Raw genomic sequence first — 21,054 nt, forward strand, 5'->3', positions numbered from 1 at the left:
GGTCCGCCGTCAGCTACCCGGCGGGGCAACCGAGAGGCCCGGGATCCCGGTGCCGTGCACAGGTGAGGAATCGCGTTGAGCCAGCGCCGCTCGTATCCCAACTCCGGCGACTTCAATCTGGACGACCTGTTCCGGCCGGAGCCCGCCGCAGACGGTCAGGGCAACCCGGCGCAGGCCGCGCAGCCCCCGTACGCCCAGCCGCAGCCGCAAGCCCCCGTCCCGCAGCAGCAGTCCGCCCCTCCGCTCGGCCAGAGCGGCAGCCCCGAGTACTGGGGCACCGCACCGCAGCAGGCCGCGCCGGTCGAACCGCAGGGCGACGCCGGAGCCACGCAGTACCTCCCGCCCTACCCCGCCGGGGACCCGGCCGTCGGCGGCGCGCCCACCCAGGCCGGCTTCCCGCAACAGGGCTACGCCGGCGGCACGTTCGGCGGCCAGCAGCAGTACGCCGCGCCGGCGCCCGCGGCCGCGCCCGGGCAGCAGAGCTACGGCGGGGCGTACGGCGCCGTGCCGCCCCAGCAGCCCGCCTACCAGGCCGCCGCGCCCGAACCCGCCTTCGCCGCGGACGGCGGCGGCCGCCGCAAGCCCGACCCGAAGCTGCTGATCGGGGCGGGCGTGGCCGGCGTCGCGCTGATCGCGGTGCTCATCGGCGTGCTCGCCAGCGGCGGCGACGACACCGCCAAGGACCAGGCCAAGACCAAGAGTTCCACCAGCCAGCAGGCCTCCGCGCCGGCCGGCGGCGGGAACGGCGCCGTCGGCCCGGAGATGAAGGCCCAGGCGCAGGCGATGTCCGACCTGCTCGGCACCGCGAGCGCGAGCCGCACCTCGGTGGTCAACGCGGTCACCGCCGTCGGCAAGTGCCAGGGCCTGCCGGACGCGCAGGCCGCACTGACCGCGGCCGCCGCGCAGCGGCAGGACCTGCTGAAGAAGCTCGGCGAGCTGAAGGTCGATCAGCTCACCGAGGGTGGCAAGCTGGTGGAGCAGTTGCAGAAGGCGTGGCAGGCGTCCTCCACCGCGGACTCCGAGTACGCCCTGTGGGCCGGCGACATGGTCGCCGGGTGCGACGCGGGCAAGGCGAAGGACAACGACCACTACCGCAACGGCAACACCGCGAGCGGCTCCGCCACGACGGCCAAGGAGCAGGCCTCGGGGCTGTGGGGGGCGATCGCGTCGAAGACGGGGCTCCCGAACAAGGGCGCGAGCGAGCTGTAGCAGCCGGACGCGGGGGGCGGGCCGGGAGGTGCCCCTCGCGCCCCTGGTTTCTCACCCCGCCAGGACGGTGCGGACGTCGGTGAAGCCCTGGTGCTGTTCGACCAGGCGGCCGTTGCGGACCTGCTGGAAGGTGACGGAGGTGTTCACCAGGCGCGGGGAGTCCGCGGTGGGGAGCATGTTGGTGACGCCCCAGCTGAGCGGCGGGGTGGTGCCGGCGGTGTCGATGGGGTCGCCGCTGTCGAGGACGGACTGCAGGGCCTTCGCGGTGAGCGGCCGCTCGCGGTCGACCCGCCCGGCGGCCTGCTGGAGGACGGCGTAGGCGACCCAGGTGGTCTGGACGCCGGGGTCGGTGACGTCGATGGTGGCGCCGTTGCCGTAGGTGCGGGCGGTGGCGCGCAGGTTGTCCCAGACCGGCGAACTCTCGGCGGGGAACCAGCCGGTGGCGTACGCGCCGCGCAGCGGGCCGTTGTCGCCGCCGGTGGAGTCGACCACGGACTGCTGGAAGGAGCCGATGACCGAGGCGAGTTGGGTGTTCTTCGGGTTGGCCCGGCGGTAGGGGTCGAGCAGGTTGCCGGTGGGTTCGGCGCCGAGCGCGGAGAGCACGCAGTTGCCGGGCCGGTCGTCGCCGATGGCGCGCCTGGTGTAGGGGGAGTAGTCGTTGGACTTCTCCGGGGCCTTGACGTCGATGACCTTGATGCCGGTCTGCTTGACGGCGGTGGAGAGGTAGCTGACCAGGGCGTCGCCGGACCGGCTGTCGGGGCGGATCAGCGCGATCTGCTTGCAGCCGGCCTCGATCAACTGGCGTCCGCTGCCCGCGACCAGGGCGGGCGTGCCGCCGTTGACGGGGTAGGACAGCGGGCTGCTGAACTCGGGGCTGGAGAGGCCGTAGCCGCCGATGAACGGGATGCCGGCGGCTTCCAGGACGGGCATGAAGTTGCTGCCGTACTGGCTGGCGGAGCCGACCACGGCGACGGCGTGCGCCTCGACGGCCTGGTCGGCGCAGGCGGTGGCGCCGTCGGTGGTGTCGTGCTCGTTGCAGGTGAGGATGCGGACCTTGCGGCCGTTCAGGCCGCCGTGCGCGTTCAGGTCGCGGCCGATGGCGTCGGCGAGCGCGGTCATGCCGGGGCGGTCGGCGGCGCCGGTGCCGGACGGGGCGAAGGTCATCACGGTGACGTCCTGGCCGGTGGCGTCGGCGGCGGCCGGGCCGCCGCAGGCGGTGGCGGAGAGCAGGGCGGGCAGGACCGCGCCGGCGGCGAGGGCGGCGGCGGTGCGGTGGCGGCGTCCGCTGACGGCGGGCAGCGGGTGGGGGATTCCGGTCCGCGTCATGGTGCTCAGTTCCTCCCTGGACATGCTGCGGGGGCGACCCGTGCTCCGTTGCGCAGGTTCGGCGGGTCAAGGGTGGTGCGGGCCGGGCACGCCGAGAGGGACGCGATGTGAACGGTCCGCCAACGGGGGAGGAACTCGGGGCGCGGGCGTGTGATGACGCGTGTAGAGGGCGACCGGTCCGGGAACGTACGATCGACTCCCGTGTCCGACAGCATGGATTCTCCGTACCGTTCTGCCCGAAACTCTTCTCGAACGGGCGGCCGCTCCAGCACGATGGGCGTCATGCCCCTGACTGACCTGCCCTGGTGGCGCTGGCGCGCCCGGATCCGTTCGGCGCTGCACATGCTCTCCGACCCCGGCTTCCAGCGCGCGGCCTGGCTGGAGGGTCAGGGCGGCTACGGCGACCTGACCGACGCGGTGTACCGGCTGGTCGAGGACAGCTGGCTGGACCGCTGGTCGGCGGAGAAGTACGTGGGCTCGGTGTTCCGGGACTCGGCGGAGGCGGTCGCGGTGGACGCCGCGGTGCTGCGGGTGCTGCGGATCGTGCACCAGGTCGGCGAGGACGCCCCGGCGGCGGCCTACCTGGGGCACCCGGACTGGCCGGAGGCGGTGCGGGCGGCCCGCGAGGCGCACCACCGGCTGGCCGCCAACGACGGCACCGACCCGGACCTCCCGCCGTCCACGCTGGACGAGTTGCGGCAGCTGACCGCACGCGGCTGACCGGCCGGGGCCCCGCGCGGTCTCGGGTGGCGGGCGGTGGCCGCGCCGCCGGTGGATTTGTGCCAGGCTGGGCGGTCCGTCCGCACCCAGAGCCGAGAAACGGGATTCCGCGACATGGAAGAGACCGCCCCCTCCCAGTACGTTCTGACGCTGTCCTGCCCCGACAAGCAGGGCATCGTGCACGCGGTCTCCAGCTACCTGTTCATGACGGGTTGCAACATCATCGACAGCCAGCAGTTCGGCGACGCCGGCACCGGGCTGTTCTTCATGCGGGTGCACTTCTCGGCCGAGGAACCGGTGACCGCGGAGAAGCTGCGGGCGTCGTTCGCCGCGATCGGCGCGTCGTTCCGGATGGAGTGGCAGATCCACGAGTCCGCGGAGCGGATGCGGGTGCTGCTGATGGTCTCCAAGTTCGGGCACTGCCTGAACGACCTGCTGTTCCGCACCCGGATCGGGGCGCTGCCGGTGGAGATCGTCGGAGTGGTGTCCAACCACACCGACTTCCGGGAGCTGACCGAGTCGTACGGCATCCCGTTCCACCACCTGCCGGTGACCAAGGACACCAAGGAGCAGGCGGAGCAGCAGCTGCTCGACCTGGTCGCGCGGGAGCGGATCGACCTGGTGGTGCTGGCCCGGTACATGCAGGTGCTGTCGGACCGGCTGTGCAAGGAGCTGTCCGGCCGGGTGATCAACATCCACCACTCGTTCCTGCCGAGCTTCAAGGGCGCCCGGCCCTACCACCAGGCGCACGCGCGCGGCGTGAAGCTGATCGGTGCGACCGCGCACTACGTCACCGCGGACCTGGACGAGGGCCCGATCATCGAGCAGGAGGTCGCCCGGGTCACCCACGACGTGACCCCGGCCCAGCTGGTGGCGCTCGGCCGGGACGTCGAGTGCCAGGCGCTGGCGCGCGCGGTGAAGTGGCACAGCGAGCGGCGGGTGCTGCTGAACGGCACCCGGACCGTGGTGTTCGCCTGACGGCAGGTCAGCGGGGGTCCGGCGGCGGTGTTCGAGCGCCGCTGGACATTTGTAGGAAGGGTGGTTCGCTCGTGGCGGCCCGGTGCTGACGGGGCGTGAGGAGTACGGTCGGAGGTACCCGCGGGGGCGGTGGGCCGACCGGTCGTGCGAACCCCGGCAGGGTGAGCGGGACAGTATGCACCGAGGCATCCCCCGAACGCTGGAATATGCCCGAAGCTCTTGCTGCGACCCGGTCCCGGAATCATTCTGGGGCGTATTCGTGTCGATGCCATGGGCAGTACGGATCGGCGGCCTCCCCGAGGCGCGGCCGACCGGACCGGCGGGATCAAGCGGGCCGAATACCGAGTGCGGGTGGTGGAACGGTGCAGGTACTTCAGGTACAGCTGGCGGTCCAGGCGGACCCGGCCGAGGTCTCACGGGCCCGGCGCTGGGTGCGGGCCCGGCTGCAGGCCGGCGGTCTCGACCCGGACTCGCCGGTCGCCGAGACGCTGGTGCTGGTGGTCTCCGAGCTGGTCACCAACGCGGTGGTGCACACCGGCTGTCCGGCGGTGCTGCGGCTGCTGCTGCCGTCCGGCCCGGACGCCCCGCCCGGGGTCCGGGTGGAGGTCGCCGACGCCAGCTGCGCCGCCCCGGCCCCCGGCACGCGGGCGCGGACGCGGAGGCCACCAACGGGCGCGGCCTGGAGCTGGTGGAGATGCTGTGCGAGCGCTGGGGCTGGTACCCGGACGGCACCGGCAAGCGGGTGTGGTGCGAGATCGGTCCCGCCGTGGCGGTGTACGAGCGGGCGGCGCAGCCGGTCGCCTCGGCGCGCTGAGCGCCCGTCGGCGGGTCGGGACGCGCCACGCGTGCGCTCTCCGCGCTCCGGGTGATCCATCTGAATTTCGGACAACCCATTGACGTGACGTATCCGACTGATCACTCTTGGGTGCGGCGCTCCGTTGCGAGGGGACGCCGAGGGAGCCCGGGCGGTGCCGACACTCAGGGGGTCGTTGGCCGCATCCGCCCGGAACCTCGGCGAGATCGGAACGCCGGGCGTCACGGCTTCAGGGCCCGGACGCCGACCTGGACGGCGGCCCGCCGTGCCGTGCTCGGGGTGCGCACGGCCGGCCGTCGTCCGGTCAGTTGCCGGGCAGTCGCCGCATCGTGACCCAAAACCACTGGAAACCTCAGGTGGTCTGGACCAAAACTGTGGGACGTGACCGCCCCAGAACTCCACACCGCCCCCACCGCGCGCGTCAGCACCCCCGTCGGCCCCGCCATCTGGTCGGGCAACTTCCGGCTCTACTTCACCGCCCGCTCGGCCGGCCTGCTGAGCGACGCGATGCTCCCGGTGGCCGTCACCACCGGACTCCTCACCACCGGCCACACCGCCTCCACCGTCGGCTACGCGATGGCCTTCCTGCTCGCCCCGTTCGCCGGCCTGGTGCTGGTCGGCGGCGTCCTCGCGGACCGGTTCACCGCCCGCCGGCTGATGATCTTCGCCGACCTGCTCAACCTCACCACCCGGGTGCTGCTCGCGGTGCTGTTCTTCCGCGGCATCGACCAGCTCTGGCAGCTGTACCTGCTGCTCGCGCTGGCCGGCACCGCCGCCGCCATGTTCCAGCCCGGCGCCGCCTCCACCGTCCCGCTGGTGGCCCGCGACGTGCAGGGCGCCAACGGCGTGCTGCGCATCTCCGAGGCGCTCACCACGCTGGCCGGCCCGCCGCTGGCCGGCCTGCTGGCCGCCGCCTCCACCGGCTGGGTGATGGTCATCGCCGGCACCATGTACGCGGTCAGCGCCACCGCGCTGCTCGCCCTGCGGCTCGGCCCGGTCCCCGCCCCGCCGCCCGGCGACAGCCTGTGGCGCAACCTCGTCGAGGGCTGGCACGAGTTCCGCGCCCGCAGCTGGATGTGGGGCGTCATCCTGATCTGGATGATCTTCACGGTGCTCTCCTGGGGCCCCCTCACCCCGCTGTTCGGCTCGCTGGTGGTGCCCGAGCACGGCGGCACCGTGTTCGGCGTCCTGAACGGCATGTTCGGCGCCGGCACCGTGGTCGGCGGCCTGATCGCGATCCGGCTCAAGCCCGCCCGGCCGCTCGCCGCCGGCGCGATCGCCGTCCTCGCCTTCCCCGTCCAGCAGTTCGCGCTCGCCTTCGACCTGCCCTGGCCGGTGCTCGGCGCCGCCCAGCTGATCTCCGGAATCGGCATCAGCTTCTGGGGCGTCATGTGGGCCACCAGCGTGCAGACCCAGGTGCCCGGCGAGGTCCTCAACCGCATCCACGCGTACGAGGTGGCCGGCTCCGTCTGCATGTTCCCGCTCGGCTCCGCGCTGGCCGGCCCCGCCATGGAGGCGTTCGGCGCGCAGCGGGTGCTGGTGCTCGGCGGCGTCGTCACCGTGCTGACCGCCGCCGCGCTGCTGCTCAGCCCGCCCATCCGCGGCCTGCGCCGGGTCCCCGACGGCGGGCCGGTGGCCGGCGGGCACTGACCGGACGGACGTCCGGATCTCGACGGTGGATGGCAGCAAACCCCGTCGTGCGGGCGGGGCCCGGGAACGCAGACTCGGCGGGTGAACGAACTCACCGGTACGCCCGTCGCGGACCCGGCCCCGCCCCGGCCCGCCCCCCGCCTGCACTACGGCTGGATCGTCGCCGCCGTCTCGCTGGTCGTCCTGGTCGGCTCGGCCGGCTTCCGCTCCGCGCCCGGCCTGATGATGGACGCCCTGCACAACGAGTTCGGCTGGTCGCACGCCACCATCTCCAGCGCCGTCTCGGTCAACCTCACCCTGTACGGCCTCACCGCCCCGTTCGCCGCCGCCCTGATGGACCGCTTCGGCGTCCGCCTGGTGGTGGTCTGCGCGCTGCTCACCATCGCCACCGGCTCCGGCCTGACCATCCTGATGACCTCCGCCTGGCAGCTGATCCTCTGCTGGGGCGTGCTGGTCGGACTCGGCAGCGGCTCGATGGCCGGCGCCTTCGCCACCACCATCTCCGGACGCTGGTTCCAGGCCCGGCAGGGGCTGGTCACCGGCGTGCTGACCGCCGCGGGCGCCGCCGGGAACCTGATCTTCATGCCGGTGATGGCCGCGCTGGTCGAGCACCAGGGGTGGCGGACCGCCGTCGTCGTCATCTCGCTCGCCGCGACCGCCGTCGCCGTCCCGGTGCTGCTGCTGATGCGGGAGCGCCCCGCCGACCTCGGGCTGCTGCCCTACGGCGCGACCGAGGCGCCCGCCCCGCCGGTCGTCGACGGCTCGGCGATCGCCCGCTCGCTGCGGGTGCTGCGCGACGCCGCCCGCAGCCGGGCGTTCTGGCTGCTCGCCGCGTCCTTCGCGATCTGCGGCGCGACCACCGCCGGCCTGGTCGGCACCCACTTCATCCCCGCCGCGCACGACCACGGCATGCCCGTCACCACCGGCGCCTCGCTGCTCGCCCTGATCGGCGTCTTCGACGTGGCCGGCACGATCGCCTCCGGCTGGTTCACCGACCGCTTCGACTCCACCCGGCTGCTGATCACCTACTACGGGCTGCGCGGGCTCTCGCTGCTCCTGCTGCCCTCGCTGTTCGGGGAGAGCCTGCGGCCGCCGATCCTCGCCTTCGTGGTCTTCTACGGCCTGGACTGGGTCGCCACCGTCCCGCCGACGGTGGCGCTCTGCCGGCGGCACTTCGGGGCGGACGCGCCGATCGTCTTCGGGTGGGTGCTGGCGGCCCACCAGGTGGGTGCGGCGATCGTCGCGGGGCTGGCGGGCGTGGCCCGCGACCGGTTCGGCGACTACGACGCGACCTGGTACGCGGCGGGGGCGCTGTGCGCCGTCGCGGTGGGGTGCTGCCTGGCGCTGAAGGGCGCCTCGCGGACCCGTGGCGGGGCTCCCCTCGCCCCCGCCGTGTAATGGTCGCGTACCCTGATTGACCATGACACTGCGTTTCGTTCTCGACCCCGCCCCGACCCCTGAGCTGCGTGCCGACATCGTCGCGCTGTGGACGGACGTCTCGAACGCCGGGGGCGCGGTCGGGTTCGTGCCGCCGGTGACGGCGGCGGAGGTCGGAGCGGTCGCCGAGCGGCACTTCGCCGAGCTGGGGACGGACCGGCTGCTGGTCGGGTACGAGCCCGGCGGCCGGCTGGCGGCGGTGCTGTTCGTGGAGGACATGCGGTTCGGGCTGATGGACCACTGGCGGATGCTGAAGCGGGTGATGGTTCACCCCGACTTCCAGGGCCTGGGCTACGGCGCGGAGCTGCTCGCCGAGGCCGAGCGGGTGGCCCGCGGCTGGGGACTGGCCGGCCTGCGGCTCACCCTGCGCGGCGGGCACGGCCTGGAGGAGTTCTACGGCCGCAGCGGCTACGTCGAGGTCGGCCGGGTGCCGGGCGCCATCCGGGTGGCCCCGGGGGACGACCGCGACGACGTGACGATGTGGCTCGACCTGCGCGCCGGAGCGGTGTGAGGTCGTGCTTCACTGGGAGGGCCATTACCCCCGCGCGCCCCGCGGCGCGACCCGGCAGTGAAGGACGATCCCCGGTGAGCAGCAAGATCAACGCGACGCTCCGCTACACCTCGCTGCGGGCGAGCATCTTCCTGGCGTGTCTGCTGGTCGCCCTGCTGCTGGGCCACTTCAAGGTGATCCCGGTGGTCGGCGACCTCGGTCTGATCATCCTGTTCGCACTGGCGATGGTGGCGTCCTCGGCGATCAGCTACGTGGTGTTGAGCAAGCAGCGCGACGAGATGTCGGCGCAGATCGCCGCCCGGGTCGAGGCCCGCAAGGCGCGCGCGGCCGTCCGGGACTCCGCGGAGGACGAGGCGGACGACGCGGCCCGGGCCGCCGCCCGGCAGGCCCAGGCCGGCTGACGGCGTGTCGGACTCCGGGTCCGGCGAGGGGGCGCGGCGACGGCCGACCGGGCGGGACGTGGCCCGGCTGGCCGGGGTGTCGCAGGCCACCGTCTCGCTGGTGTTCTCCGGCAGCGCCGGGCACCGGGTCTCGGACGCCACCCGGGAGCGGATCCACGCCGCCGCCCGGGAGCTCGGCTACCGCCCGCAGGCGGCCGGCCGGCAGCTGCGGCTGGGCCGCAGCGGCATGGTGCTGCTGGCGGTGCCGAACCTGCTCGGCCCGTTCTTCGGCCGGGTGCTGACCGGCGTCCACGAGGAGGCGGCCCGGCACGGCCTGTCGGTGGTGGTCTCCAGCGGCTGGGACGCGGCGACGCTCGCCGAGGCGGCCGCCGCCGGGCGGTTCGACGGCATGCTGGTCTGCTCCCCCGACGACAAGCAGCTCGGCGCGCTGCCCGCCGACACCGCGGCGGTGTTCCTGGACGCCGACCCGGCGGCCAACCCCGGCCGCCCCACCGTCGAGCTGGACCTGACGGCGGGCATGCGCGCCGCCGTCGACCACCTGGCGGCGCTCGGCCACCGGCGGATCGGGTACCTGCGCTCGGTGCACTCCGCGTACACCTTCCGGGTCCGGCAGGCCGCGTTCGCCGCGGCGTCCGCGCAGCTGGAGGTGCAGGAGCGGGCGGTCAGCCTGAACGAGGGCAGCCGGGAGGCGGCCCGGGCCGCGCGGGAGCTGCTGGCCGGGCCGGACCGGCCGCGGGCGGTGGTGTGCGACGACGACGTGGTGGCCTCGGGGCTGTACCAGGCGGCGAACGAGCTGGGGCTCAGGATCCCCGGCGACCTGTCGGTGGTCGGCATGGACAACATCCCGGTGGCGGAGCTGCTCAGCCCGCCGCTGACCACCGTCGACCTGCCGGGCGAGCAGCTCGGCCGGACCGGCCTGGCCACCCTGGTCGCCCTGCTGGGCGGCGAACTGCCGCCGCCGGCCGGGCCGTTGGCGACCACGCTGGTGGTGCGGCGGTCCACCGCGGCGGGCTGAGGGGCCGTCACTGCTCGCCGAGCAGCATCCACTTCTCGGGTAGCGCGAGCGGGGCGAAGCCGACCTTGGCGTACACCTCGTGGGCGTCCCGGGTGGCCAGCAGCAGGCGGCGCAGCCCGAGTTCGGCCAGCCCGTCGCGGACCGCGGCGGTCAGCGCGGTGCCCAGGCCGCGGCCGCGGGCCTCCCGGGCGATGTACACGTCGCACAGCCAGGCGAAGGTGGCGTGGTCGGTGACCACCCGGGCGTAGCCGACCTGGGCGCCGGACGCGTCCTCGTACAGGCCGAAGTTGAGCGAGTGGTCGATCGCCCGGTCCTGCTTCTCGCGGGGCCGGCCGAGCGCCCAGTAGGAGTCCTCGGAGAGCCAGCGGTGCACCGACTCGCGGTCGAGGAGGGTCGGATCGGTGGACACGGTGTAGCCCGCGGGCAGCCGGATGCTCGTCATGCGGCGCATCCAAGCAGGCCGCGGGCGGTGCGGGCGAGCGGTTTGTTCAGGCGGCCAGTGCGACCGGGACGGGACGGAGCCGGGCGCGGGCGGCGAGCAGCAGCAGGCCGCCGAGGGCGATGCCGGCGACCGAGCACAGCGCGACGGCCTGCAGCGAGGTGTCGACCAGCAGGCCGGAGGTCGCCGAGCCGGCCGCGTTGCCGGTGGCGAACAGGGTGACCAGCCAGGCGAACGCCTCGGTGACGGTGCCGGCCGGCGCGAGCTCGGCGACCAGGACGAACGCGGCGGCCAGCAGCGGGGCCAGGCCGAGGCCGGAGACGAAGGCCAGGGCGGCCATCGGCAGCGGGCCGGGCAGGAGCAGCAGCGGCAGCGAGCCGGCCGCCATCACCAGCGCGAGGATCCAGGTGCGGGTGGCGGTGTCGGCCTTCCAGGAGGCCGCGCCGTAGGCGAGCGCGCCGAGCAGGCCGGCCAGCGCGGCCATCGCCAGCAGGGTGCCGCCGCCGCCGGGAAGGCCGCCGGGGTGCTGCTCGGCGTAGGCGATGAACAGCACGGCCTGCGCGCCGACCGTCCAGCCGGCGCCGCTCAGCCCGAGCAGCAGCAGGACCAGGCCGGGGGAGCGCAGCGGGCCGAGCAGCCCGGCGGAGGCCGCGCGCGGCGGGGCCTGCCAGTTGCGGGCGGGGGCGGCGGTGGCGACCACCAGCGCGCCGACCAGGCCGAGCGCGGCCGCCGTCCACAGGGCTGTGGACGGCGAGAACGCGGCGGCGATCCCGGCGACGGCGAGCGGCCCGGCCACGTACAGCACCTGCTGGGAGGCGGAGTCGAAGGCGTACGCGGTGTCGAGCTGCTCCTCCTCGACGACGTCCGGCCAGAGCGAGCGCAGGCAGGGCTCCAGCGGCGGCATGCACAGGCCGGCGACCGCCGCGCCGAGCGGGGCGGCGACGGGGGAGCCGGGGGCGAGGGCGAGCAGCGCGTAGCCGCCGCCGGCGGCGACGGCGGAGGCGAGCAGCACGCGGGGCTGGCCGGTGAGGTCGACGATCCGGCCGAGCACCGGCCCGCCGACCGCGGCGGCGATCGCGTAGGCGGCGGTGGCCAGGCCGATCCGGCTGTACGGGGTGCCGGCCTCGCGCAGGGCGAGGGCGATGACCAGGGCGGTCATGCCGGCGGGCAGCCGTCCGACCAGGGTGCCGACCAGCAGCCGGGTGACGTGCGGGGCGCGGAGCAGTGCGGCGTAGCCCATGGGCGTCCTTCCGGCGTGGTCTGGGGGAGCACCTCAAGTTATACGTATAACCGGATGGGCGTCAAAGCTGCCCGGAATGGGCCGTTCGAGCTGATGGACAGTCAGGAAAGGGTCGTTCGGGGACGACCTCAAACAAGTACTTTGAACATCTCAAAGGTTTGTTGCTAATCTACCGACCATGACCACCGCAGACGCCGCGCGCCAGGACGGGACGAGCACCCCGCTCGTGTCCCGCTGCCCGCGTCTGCCCGGTGCCGTGGACGGCCCGTGCCGCTGTCGCTCCGGCGGCTGTATGCGGGCGGCACGCCGCTGACGCCCCGGCAGCTCCCGCTGCCGGCCCCCGGGTCTCCTTACCCGGCCCGCGTCCCCCGTGCCGCCGCCTCCGCCCCCACCCCACCCCTGCACCTCACCGGAGTCGCACACCCATGTCCACCGCGCCCGCGCCCGCACCCACACTGCTGGGACGCATCCGCCGCACCCCGTTCTGGGCCCAGATCGTCGCCGGCCTGGTCCTCGGCCTGCTGTTCGGCTGGATCGCCCGAGCCGGCGACGTCTCGTGGCTCACCACCACGCTCGACACCATCGGCAAGACCTTCGTCCAGCTGCTCAAGCTGGCCGTCCCGCCGCTGGTCTTCACCGCGATCGTCGTCTCGGTCGCCAACCTGCGGAACGTCACCAACGCCGCCCGGCTGGCCGCCCGCACGCTGTTCTGGTTCCTCGCCACCTCGCTGATCGCCGTCGCCATCGGCCTGGGCCTCGGCCTGCTCACCGACCCCGGCAAGGGCGCCCACCTCTCCACCCAGGGCCTCAAGGGCGTGGAGAAGGGCGGCACCTGGGTCGACTTCCTGACCGGCATCATCCCAACCAACATCGCGGACGCCTTCCTGAAGGTGAACGTCCTCCAGATCGTCTTCCTCGGCGTGGTGGTCGGCGCCGCGATCCTGAAGATCGGCGAGAAGGCCGCCCCGGTCGCCAAGCTCTCCGAGTCCGTCCTCGAACTCGTCCAGACCGCCCTGTGGTGGGTCATCCGGCTCGCCCCGCTCGGCACCCTCGGCCTGATCGGCAAGTCCGTCGCGGTCTACGGCTGGGACCTGCTCAAGCCCTTCACCACGCTGACCGTCGACGTCTACGTCGGCTGCGCGCTGGTCCTGTTCGGCGTCTACTCGCTGCTGCTGCGCTTCGTCGGCGGCCTCAACCCGCTGAACTTCTTCAAGGGCGCCTGGCCCGCGATCCAGCTGGCCTTCGTCTCCCGCTCCTCGGTCGGCACCCTGCCGGTCACCCGCCGGGTCACCGAGCGCCTCGGCGTCCCGTCCGAGTACGCCTCGTTCGCCGTCCCGTTCGGCGCGACCACCAAGATGGACGGCTGCGCCGCGATCTACCCGTCGCTGGCCGCGATCTTCGTCGCCCAGGTCTACGGCATCGACCTCGGCATCGGCGACTACCTGCTGATCGCCTTCGTCTCGGTGATCGGCTCCGCGGCCACCGCCGGCCTCACCGGCGCGATCGTGATGCTCACCCTGACCCTCTCCACCCTGGGCCTGCCGCTGGAGGGCGTCGGCCTGCTGCTGGCCATCGACCCGATCCTCGACATGATGCGCACCGCCACCAACGTGGCCGGTCAGGTCGTCGTCCCGATCCTGGTCTCGGCCCGCGAGAAGACCCTCGACCTCACCGCGTACAACAACCCCACCGGCGACCTGCTCGCCGAGGACCGTCCGGTCGCGGTCGTCGCCGCCGCCTGACGCCCGCCCGCACCGACGGCCCGCACCCCGCAGGGGGTGCGGGCCGTCGCTCGTTGGAGTGAGACTCCTTGGGCCGGGCTGGGCGGATCAGTAGCGTGGGGCCGACGAAGGAGGGGTCGATGACTGCTCTGCCCTACGACTCTGTCGATCCGGAACAGGCCCTCAAGTACGCGATCCAGCACCACGTCAGCGAGCGGGTCCAGATCGTCGAAGGCATCGTCGAGCCGCTCGCGTCCGGCTGGGACGACGAGGCGGCCGCCAGCCGGCTGCGCAGCCAGCTCAACGACCGGGTCCGGGCCCTGGACTGCGTGATGGGGGCGGGAGACCTCGACCTCCCCGGCTCCAGCAACTGGTTCGTCCCGGACGTGGCGGTGGTGCCCGCCCCGCTCACCAGGGACGGCGGCGCGCTGCTCCCCGAACAGACCCTGCTGGTGGTCGAGGTGACCTCCGAGGCGGACGGCGACACCGACCGGGTGGTGAAGCCCCGCCGGTACGCCGAGTACGGGGCGCCGCTCTACCTGCTGGTCGACCGCCGGTACGGGACGTGCACGCTGTTCGCCGAACCCGGCCCGTCCGGCTACGCCCGTACCCTCGGCCCGCTGCCGTTCGGCACGCCGGTCGACCTGCCGGAGCCCTTCGGACTCCGGCTGGACACCTCGGGGCTCTGAGGCCGCTCAGCGGGCGCGCGCGTGGCGGACGCGGAGGCGGCCGAAGCCGGGGGCGCCGGTGATCCGGATGAGCGGGCCGCCGGGGCGGGGTAGCGCGGCGGGCGGTAGCGGACGTCCTGCCAGCCGCCCTGGACGCCGTCCACGTCGACGGTGGCGTTGTGCGGGACGGTGATGGTGGCCCGGCCGAAGCCCAGGCCGAGCTCGATGTCGACCACCGGGTGGTCGATGATCGCGTGCGAGAGGTCGAGCCGGACCTTGCCGAACGCGGAGGCCACCGTCAGCTTGCGGGGCACCCGCCAGGGGCCGCGGCGGACGATCCGGCCGCCGGCCGTCGCGATGGTGGCGGCGGAGTCGTCCTCGGCCGGGCGGCCGGCGGGCAGGTCCGCGGTGACCAGATCGAGTTCGGCGCGGGTGGCGGCGGTGAGCGCCTGCTGGAGGCGCTGCTCCATCTCCTCCCGGGAGATCCGTTCCTCGGCGTAGGCCTGTTGGAGGCGGTCGGCGGCGGCGTCGCGTTCGGCCGCGCCGACCCGGATGTGCGGGCCGTCCGGAAGTGAAGTCACCCGGGCAGCCTAGCCGTTGACGCTTCGTCAGGGGACTGCCGGGCCCAGTGCTGGGCGAGCACGGTACAGACCATCAGCTGGATCTGGTGGAACAGCATCAGCGGCAGCACCGCCAGCCCGACCGCGCCGGCCGGGAACAGGATGGCGGCCAGCGGCAGGCCGTTGGCCAGGGACTTCTTGGAGCCGCAGAACTGGATGGTGATCCGGTCCGGGCGGGAGAAGCCGAGCCGGCCGGACACCACGTGGGTGAAGCCCAGCACCGTGCCCAGCAGCACCGAGGAGATCGCCACCAGGGCCAGCAGCTGGCCCACCGTGACCCGGCCCCAGATGCCCTCGCGGACGCCCTCGCCGAATGCGCTGTAGACGATCAGCAGGATCGAGCCCCGGTCCACCACCTGGGTCACCAGCCGGTGCCGGCCGATCCACGGCCCGACCCGGCGGCGCAGCAGCTGCCCGGCGGCGAACGGCACCAGCAGTTGCAGCACCACGTCCAGCACCTGCCCGCCGTCCACCGCGACCCCGGACCCGCCGGACAGCAGCCAGGCCGCCAGCAGCGGGGTCAGTACGATGCCCAGCAGGCTGGAGAAGGTCGCGGCGCAGATCGCGGCGGCCACGTTGCCGCGGGCGATCGAGGTGAACGCGATCGAGGACTGCACGGTGGACGGCAGCAGGGTGAGGAACAGCACGCCGGTGAACAGCTCCGGCGGCAGCACCGCGTCCGGCAGCAGCCGGGTGGCCTCGCCGAGCAGCGGGAACAGCACGAAGGTGCAGCCCAGGATCAGCAGGTGCAGCCGCCAGTGCCGGGCGCCGGCCACCGCCTCCTGCGGGGAGAGCCGGGCGCCGTACAGGAAGAACAGCAGGCCGACGGCCAGGTGCACGCCGCCGGTGACGGCGCTCGCGGCGACCCCACGGGCGGGCAGCACGGTGGCCAGCAGGACGGTGCCGAGCAGCAGCAGGAGGTAGGTGTCGACGCCGATCCGGCGCAGCGTGCGGTCGAGGGCGCGGTGGGCGGATCGGAGGCGGTGCATGCCTCGATGATCCCCCGCGCGGGCCGCGGCGCCGGGAGCGGGGTGGGGGCACGGGGCGGGGGACCGGGCCGGCCGGGAATTCCCGGAATTGCGTCCGGAATGCGGACGGGCGGTGGCGCGGAGAAAAAGCGCGGGCAAAAAGGCAGGGGGCCCGCCGCCGGGCGGGCCCCCTTGGGAACTGCTACTCATACGGACCCGAGGGGCCGTGAGCGATCAGATGTGAAGAGATGTCAGATAGCGACGACGTTCTCGGCCTGCGGGCCCTTCGGGCCCTGGGTGACGTCGAAGCTGACCGCCTGGTTCTCCTCCAGCGAGCGGAAGCCGCTCGCGTTGATGGCGGAGTAGTGGACGAAGACGTCGGGGCCGCCGCCCTCCTGGGCGATGAAGCCGAAGCCCTTCTCGGCGTTGAACCACTTGACGGTTCCGGTCGCCATACCGTTCTCCTTGCAAGGGACGTAGTGGACACCACACCTTGTGGCGCCCGGGTCCGCTGCGCTGATCGCCCTGCCTCCGGACGAGCCCGGAGTTTTTCGCACAGTGCTCAATCAAAGCTCAATTGATGCCTGATACTGCTGAAAAATTACAAAAAGCCTGCGGTTACACGCTCCGCAGGCTCCAAGTACTGCAAGGGGAATCAAACTGCAACTGAAGTGAACGGTAGCACGCGGTGGCGGCCCCGACCAGGGGCCGACGAGGGTGTCGGAGAGCGTGTCGGAGCGCGGGTCGGAGCGCCCCCGAACGGTGTGTCGGGCACCGGATGCGGACCCTCCCGAGCGGCAGGCATACCCTGCCGGAAGAGCACCAACGGCAAGGGAGTACACGGTGAGCAGTCGGGACGCCGAACGGCCGGCGACCGCGGTCAGGCCGCGGGTCGGACACATCCAGTTCCTCAACTGCCTGCCCCTCTACTGGGGGCTGGCGCGCACGGGGAACCTGCTCGACCTCGACCTCACCAAGGACACCCCGGAGAAGCTCAGCGACCGCCTGGTGGCCGGCGACCTCGACATCGGCCCGATCACCTGCGTGGAGTACCTGCGCAACGCCGACCGGCTGGTGGTGCTCCCCGACATCGCGGTGGGCAGCGACGGCCCGGTGATGTCCTGCGTGATCGTCAGCAAGCTCCCGCTGGACCGGCTGGACGGCCGCCGGGTCGCGCTCGGCTCGACCAGCCGCACCTCCGTCCGGCTGGCCCGGCTGCTGCTGGAGGAGCGCGAAGGGGTGCGGCCCGAGTACTTCGGCTGCCCGCCCGACCTGGACGCGATGCTCGCCGAGGCCGACGCCGCCGTGCTGATCGGCGACCCCGCGCTGCGCGCCTCGCTGGAGCAGGCGCCCCGGCAGGGGCTGGCCGTGCACGACCTCGGCGCGATGTGGAAGGAGTGGACCGGCCTGCCGTTCGTCTTCGCCGTCTGGGCCGCCCGCCGCGAGTACGCCGAGCAGCAGCCCGAACTGACCGCCGCCGTGCACCGGGCGTTCCTGGAGTCCCGCGACCTCTCGCTGGCCGAGGCCGCCAAGGTCGCCGAACAGGCCGCCCGCTGGGAGGCGTTCGACGCGCCGCTGCTGGAGACCTACTTCAGCGAGGCGCTGGACTTCTCGCTGGGCGGGCGGCAGCTGGCCGGCCTGGCCGAGTTCGCCCGCCGGGTCGCCCACGACAGCGGCTTCGCCCCGGACGTGGCGATCCGGCTGCTGGAGTCCGAGCCGGCCGGGTCGGTCGTGCCGGCCTGACGGTTCACCGGCGGTCGGGGCGTGAACGGTTCCCGGCCGGTGGTCGTTTTGGGATGATCGGACCGGTCCTGGTGGGGGACGCCGACGCCGAGCGGCGGCAGCCGGGGGCGGAGGGGAACGGTCATGGAGCTGCTGACGGCTGACGACCCGTCGACGATCGGCGACTACCGGCTGCTGCGGCGGCTCGGGGCCGGCGGCATGGGGCGGGTCTACCTGGGCCGGACGGCGGGCGGGCGGACCGTCGCCGTCAAGGCGGTGCGCCCCGAACTCGCCGACGACCCGGAGTTCCGGGCCCGGTTCCGGCAGGAGGTGTCCGCCGCCCGCCGGGTGGGCGGCCGGTGGACCGCGCCCGTGCTGGACGCCGACACCGACGGCCCCCGCCCCTGGGTGGCCACCGGCTACGTCGCCGGCCCCTCGCTCGGCGCCGCCGTGCACACCGGCGGCCCGCTGCCCGCCGCCTCGGTGCACGCCCTCGGCAGCTGGCTCGCCGAGGCCCTGGAACAGGTGCACGCGCTCGGCCTGGTGCACCGGGACGTCAAACCGTCCAACGTGCTGCTCACCCTGGACGGCCCCCGGCTGATCGACTTTGGGGTGGCCCGGGCGCTGGATGCCGCCGCCACCCTCACCCACAGCGGGTACGTGGTCGGCTCGCCCGGCTTCATGTCGCCCGAGCAGGCCGCCGGTTCGCCCGTCGGCCCGGCCGGAGACGTCTTCGCACTGGGCGCCGTGCTGGCCTTCGCCGCCACCGGCACCGCCCCGTTCGGCGAGGGCGTCAGCGCCGCCGTCCTGCTCTACCGGGTGCTCCACGAGGAACCCGAACTGCGCGGCCTGGACGGCGGACTGCGCGCGATCGTGACGGCCTGCCTGGCCAAGGACCCGGCCGACCGCCCGACCCCCGCCGAGCTGCGCGCCCGGCTCGCCCCGGCGCGACCGCCGTCGGCCCCGAGACCTGGCTGCCCGGCCCGCTCGCCGCCGCCGTCGGCCGGGCCGCCGTCGAACTGCTCGACCTGGAGGCCGACGGCGCCCCCGCCACCCGCCCGACCGTGCCCGCCGTCGCGGACCGGGCGCCCACCGAGCTGGACGGCCCGGTGACGGCCCGTCGGAAGCGCGGCCGGGGCCGGGTGCGGGCCTCGGTGGCGGCCGCGGCGGTGCTGCTCGGCGCGGCGTTCGGCGGGCTGGCGGCGGCCGGGAAGCTGCCCTGGCAGGACGGGGCGCCCGGGAAGGGGACGGCGGCGGACGGGGAGGCGCTGCCGCAGGCCTTCCTCGGCACCTGGCGGGGCACCATCACCACCAAGGTGGTGCCGCTGCCGTCCACCTTCACCGCCACCTTCACGGCGGGGAGGATCGGCGAGGACGTCGGTCGGACCAGCAACGCCTCCGCGTTCAGCAGCACGGTCTGCCGCGGCGTGCTCACCCTGCTGTCGGTCGAGGCGGGGACGGTCACCCTGCAGGAGCGGCCGGAGGGCCCGCAGGCCGGGTGCAGCGAGGCGCGGGAGAAGCAGACGTACACCGTGCTGGACGGCGGCGCCCGCCTGCACGTGGCGGTCACCGGGGCGCAGCTCGGCACCGACCCGGAGGGGGACCTGGCGAAGCAGTAGCGGGGCTGGGCAGGGGCGAAATTACGCTGGCGTAGGCTGGGCGGGACGCCCCTCCGACGACGAAAGCAGGCCCGCCAGGTGTCCGAGCAGAACCTTTCCGCCGCCCAGCTGCAGGCCGTTCTGGACCGTGCGGCCGAGGGCGGCCGGATCACCGCCGACGAGGCGCTGGAGCTGTACCGTTCGGCCCCGCTGCACGCGCTCGGCGCGGCCGCCGACGCGGTGCGCCGGCGCCGGTACGCGGGCGTGGAGCACATCGCCACGTACATCATCGAACGGAACATCAACTACACCAACGTCTGCGTGACCGCGTGCAAGTTCTGCGCGTTCTACGTCCCGCCGAAGAGCGACAAGGGCTGGTCGCGGGAGCTCGACGAGGTGCTGCGCCGCTGCGCGGAGACCGTCGAACTGGGCGGCACCCAGATCATGTTCCAGGGCGGGCACCACCCCGAGTACGGCGTGGAGTACTACGAGAAGAACTTCTCCGCGATCAAGGAGCGCTTCCCCGAGCTGGTGATCCACTCGCTGGGCGCCTCCGAGGTCGAGCACATGGCGAAGATCTCCGGCGTCTCCGTAGAGGAGGCCATCACCCGGATCCACGCCGCCGGCCTGGACTCGTTCGCGGGTGCCGGCGCCGAGCTGCTGCCGGAGCGGCCGCGCAAGGCGATCGCCCCGCTGAAGGAGTCCGGCGAGCGCTGGCTGGAGATCATGGAGACCGCGCACCGGCTGGGCGTCGAGTCCACCTCCACCATGCTGATGGGCACCGGCGAGACCAACGCCGAGCGGATCGAGCACCTGCGGATGATCCGCGACGTGCAGGACCGCACCGGCGGCTTCCGGGCGTTCATCCCCTACACCTACCAGCCGCAGAACAACCACCTGAAGGGCTCGACCCAGGCCACCGTGTTCGAGTACCTGCGGATGATCGCCATCGCCCGCCTGTTCCTCGACAACGTCGCCCACATCCAGGGCTCCTGGCTGACCACCGGCAAGGAGGCCGGCCAGCTGTCGCTGCACTACGGCGCGGACGACCTCGGCTCGGTGATGCTGGAGGAGAACGTGGTCTCCGCGGCCGGCGCCAAGCACCGGTCCAACCTGCACGAGCTGATCCACCTGATCCGCACCGCGGGCCGCGTCCCCGCGCAGCGCTCCACCACGTACGAGCACCTGCGGGTCCTCGACGACCCGGCCAACGACCCGGTGGACCCGCGGGTCGCCTCGCACATCGCCTCCACCGCGATCGAGGGCGGCACCGCGCACCCCGAACTCACCATCCTGGCCACGAACTGAGCCCCGGGTGCTGACGCTGCACCGGGCCCGCCTGGTGCTGGCCGACCCCGCCGCCCCGCCGGTCACCGACGGGGCGGTGCTGGTCGACGGCGCGGTCGTCGCCGCGATCGGGCCGTTCGCGGAGCTGGCCGGGCGCGGGGCGAGGGTCCGCGCCTGGGACGGCGTCCTGGTGCCCGGGCTGGTCAACCGGCACGGGCGGTGGCTGCTGGAGAGCGCCTACCACCCGGACCCGCGGGAGGAGTCGGGCGACCGGCCGCTGCCGCCGCCCGCGGAGCTGACCGAGGAGCGGTGGGGCGGCAGCGCGCGGCGCGGGCTCCAGCGGATGCTCGGCCACGGCGCGACGGCCCTGACGGGCCCGTTCGACCGTCCCTCGGTCCGCACGGCGGTGGCCCGCTCCGGGCTGCACGTGCTCCCGGGTGACGGCGCGTCAGGAAGCCTCGACCCGCTGGACGGGCAGGCGCTCCCGGCCGCGGTGCACCGGCCGCTGGCCGTCGGGGGAGCGGCGGACTTCGCGGTGTTCGACGAGCCGGGGCCCGGGGCGGGCTGCCTGGCGACGGTCCTGGGCGGACGGCTGCTCCACCGGCGGAGGTAGCGGACGGGCGGGGGCGCGGGGCATCGTCGTGTTCAGGCAAGAGTTCTGACTCCCCGTGACCTGAGGGTCCACCAGCGGCTACGATCCCGGTTCAGTACTTCCGCCGAGCCAGGAACA

At 73.8% G+C, this 21,054-nt stretch carries 21 protein-coding genes and 1 pseudogene; 16 read left to right on the forward strand and 6 right to left on the reverse strand.

Annotation, left to right across the window (positions count from 1 at the left end):
• Positions 1-75 precede the first annotated feature (75 nt).
• On the forward strand, positions 76-1,209 hold the full coding sequence (locus KCH_RS37625) for a hypothetical protein (protein ID WP_051653279.1): 1,134 nt from the start codon (positions 76-78) through the stop codon (positions 1,207-1,209).
• 51 nt (positions 1,210-1,260) lie between these two features.
• Here KCH_RS37625 and KCH_RS20865 read toward each other — a convergent pair whose 3' ends face one another.
• Positions 1,261-2,535 carry an ABC transporter substrate-binding protein gene (locus tag KCH_RS20865; protein ID WP_063750294.1) on the reverse strand — a complete coding sequence of 425 codons (1,275 nt, stop codon included), beginning with the start codon at positions 2,533-2,535 and terminating at the stop codon, positions 1,261-1,263.
• Positions 2,536-2,817: 282 nt separating this feature from the next.
• Between KCH_RS20865 and KCH_RS20870 the strand changes: the two genes are divergently transcribed.
• From KCH_RS20870 to KCH_RS20905, 8 genes and pseudogenes are all read left to right on the forward strand, one after another.
• Positions 2,818-3,255, forward strand: coding sequence for an SCO4402 family protein (locus KCH_RS20870; RefSeq protein ID WP_244305382.1), 438 nt, complete (start codon positions 2,818-2,820; stop codon positions 3,253-3,255).
• A 114-nt stretch (positions 3,256-3,369) separates the two neighbouring features.
• Complete coding sequence (gene purU / locus KCH_RS20875) at positions 3,370-4,233, forward strand: formyltetrahydrofolate deformylase (protein ID WP_035865084.1); 864 nt, start codon at positions 3,370-3,372, stop codon at positions 4,231-4,233.
• 362 nt (positions 4,234-4,595) lie between these two features.
• Positions 4,596-5,047 (forward strand): annotated as a pseudogene (locus KCH_RS20880) (ATP-binding protein).
• Positions 5,048-5,428: 381 nt separating this feature from the next.
• Complete coding sequence (locus KCH_RS20885; protein WP_244305383.1) at positions 5,429-6,697, forward strand: MFS transporter; 1,269 nt, start codon at positions 5,429-5,431, stop codon at positions 6,695-6,697.
• An 81-nt stretch (positions 6,698-6,778) separates the two neighbouring features.
• Positions 6,779-8,095, forward strand: a complete 1,317-nt coding sequence (locus KCH_RS20890) for an MFS transporter (protein WP_035865089.1) — start codon at positions 6,779-6,781, stop codon at positions 8,093-8,095.
• Positions 8,096-8,117: 22 nt separating this feature from the next.
• Positions 8,118-8,645 (forward strand): GNAT family N-acetyltransferase, encoded by a 528-nt coding sequence (locus KCH_RS20895; RefSeq protein WP_035865090.1) that lies wholly within the window; start codon positions 8,118-8,120, stop codon positions 8,643-8,645.
• Between the two features lie 74 nt (positions 8,646-8,719).
• Positions 8,720-9,046 (forward strand): DUF4229 domain-containing protein, encoded by a 327-nt coding sequence (locus KCH_RS20900; protein ID WP_035865092.1) that lies wholly within the window; start codon positions 8,720-8,722, stop codon positions 9,044-9,046.
• 4 nt (positions 9,047-9,050) lie between these two features.
• On the forward strand, positions 9,051-10,061 hold the full coding sequence (locus KCH_RS20905) for a LacI family DNA-binding transcriptional regulator (protein ID WP_051653282.1): 1,011 nt from the start codon (positions 9,051-9,053) through the stop codon (positions 10,059-10,061).
• A 7-nt stretch (positions 10,062-10,068) separates the two neighbouring features.
• Here the strand turns inward: KCH_RS20905 and KCH_RS20910 are convergent, their stop codons facing one another.
• Together KCH_RS20910 and KCH_RS20915 are read right to left on the reverse strand one after the other, a co-directional pair.
• A complete protein-coding gene (locus KCH_RS20910) occupies positions 10,069-10,503 on the reverse strand; it encodes a GNAT family N-acetyltransferase (protein ID WP_035865097.1) in 435 nt (144 codons plus the stop codon).
• A gap of 46 nt (positions 10,504-10,549) precedes the next feature.
• Positions 10,550-11,740, reverse strand: a complete 1,191-nt coding sequence (locus KCH_RS20915) for an MFS transporter (RefSeq protein WP_035865099.1) — start codon at positions 11,738-11,740, stop codon at positions 10,550-10,552.
• A 425-nt stretch (positions 11,741-12,165) separates the two neighbouring features.
• On the opposite strand from KCH_RS20915, the gene KCH_RS20920 reads away from it, so the two are divergent.
• Together KCH_RS20920 and KCH_RS20925 are read left to right on the forward strand one after the other, a co-directional pair.
• A complete protein-coding gene (locus tag KCH_RS20920) occupies positions 12,166-13,482 on the forward strand; it encodes a dicarboxylate/amino acid:cation symporter (protein ID WP_035865108.1) in 1,317 nt (438 codons plus the stop codon).
• A gap of 119 nt (positions 13,483-13,601) precedes the next feature.
• A complete protein-coding gene (locus KCH_RS20925) occupies positions 13,602-14,150 on the forward strand; it encodes a Uma2 family endonuclease (RefSeq protein ID WP_035865110.1) in 549 nt (182 codons plus the stop codon).
• Here the strand turns inward: KCH_RS20925 and KCH_RS20930 are convergent.
• The 3 genes from KCH_RS20930 to KCH_RS20940 form a co-directional block, all read right to left on the reverse strand.
• On the reverse strand, positions 14,060-14,710 hold the full coding sequence (locus KCH_RS20930; protein WP_341865397.1) for a DUF1707 SHOCT-like domain-containing protein: 651 nt from the start codon (positions 14,708-14,710) through the stop codon (positions 14,060-14,062). The two genes, KCH_RS20925 and KCH_RS20930, sit on opposite strands and share 91 nt — an antisense overlap.
• Positions 14,707-15,738: a bile acid:sodium symporter family protein gene (locus tag KCH_RS20935; protein ID WP_084223800.1), complete on the reverse strand. Its 1,032-nt coding sequence runs from the start codon at positions 15,736-15,738 to the stop codon at positions 14,707-14,709. Before KCH_RS20935 ends, KCH_RS20930 begins: the two co-directional genes overlap by 4 nt.
• Before the next feature lie 230 nt (positions 15,739-15,968).
• Positions 15,969-16,172 (reverse strand): cold-shock protein, encoded by a 204-nt coding sequence (locus KCH_RS20940; protein ID WP_031063656.1) that lies wholly within the window; start codon positions 16,170-16,172, stop codon positions 15,969-15,971.
• Between the two features lie 388 nt (positions 16,173-16,560).
• Here KCH_RS20940 and KCH_RS20945 point away from each other — a divergent pair, with 388 nt between their 5' ends.
• The 5 genes from KCH_RS20945 (at position 16,561) to KCH_RS20960 (ending at position 20,937) form a co-directional block, all read left to right on the forward strand.
• Positions 16,561-17,460 (forward strand): menaquinone biosynthetic enzyme MqnA/MqnD family protein, encoded by a 900-nt coding sequence (locus KCH_RS20945; protein ID WP_035865115.1) that lies wholly within the window; start codon positions 16,561-16,563, stop codon positions 17,458-17,460.
• 123 nt (positions 17,461-17,583) lie between these two features.
• Positions 17,584-18,552: a serine/threonine-protein kinase gene (locus KCH_RS44715; RefSeq protein WP_051653283.1), complete on the forward strand. Its 969-nt coding sequence runs from the start codon at positions 17,584-17,586 to the stop codon at positions 18,550-18,552.
• The gene (locus KCH_RS44720; RefSeq protein ID WP_051653284.1) at positions 18,504-19,058 is read left to right on the forward strand and encodes a hypothetical protein; all 555 of its coding nucleotides are present in this window, start codon (positions 18,504-18,506) and stop codon (positions 19,056-19,058) included. The genes KCH_RS44715 and KCH_RS44720 overlap by 49 nt, the downstream gene beginning before the upstream one ends.
• Before the next feature lie 78 nt (positions 19,059-19,136).
• Positions 19,137-20,345, forward strand: a complete 1,209-nt coding sequence (gene mqnC, locus KCH_RS20955) for a cyclic dehypoxanthinyl futalosine synthase (protein WP_035865117.1) — start codon at positions 19,137-19,139, stop codon at positions 20,343-20,345.
• 7 nt (positions 20,346-20,352) lie between these two features.
• Positions 20,353-20,937 (forward strand): hypothetical protein, encoded by a 585-nt coding sequence (locus KCH_RS20960; RefSeq protein ID WP_035865118.1) that lies wholly within the window; start codon positions 20,353-20,355, stop codon positions 20,935-20,937.
• The last annotated feature ends 117 nt before the right edge of the window (positions 20,938-21,054 follow it).

Source organism: Kitasatospora cheerisanensis KCTC 2395, from assembly GCF_000696185.1.
Lineage (GTDB): Bacteria > Actinomycetota > Actinomycetes > Streptomycetales > Streptomycetaceae > Kitasatospora > Kitasatospora cheerisanensis.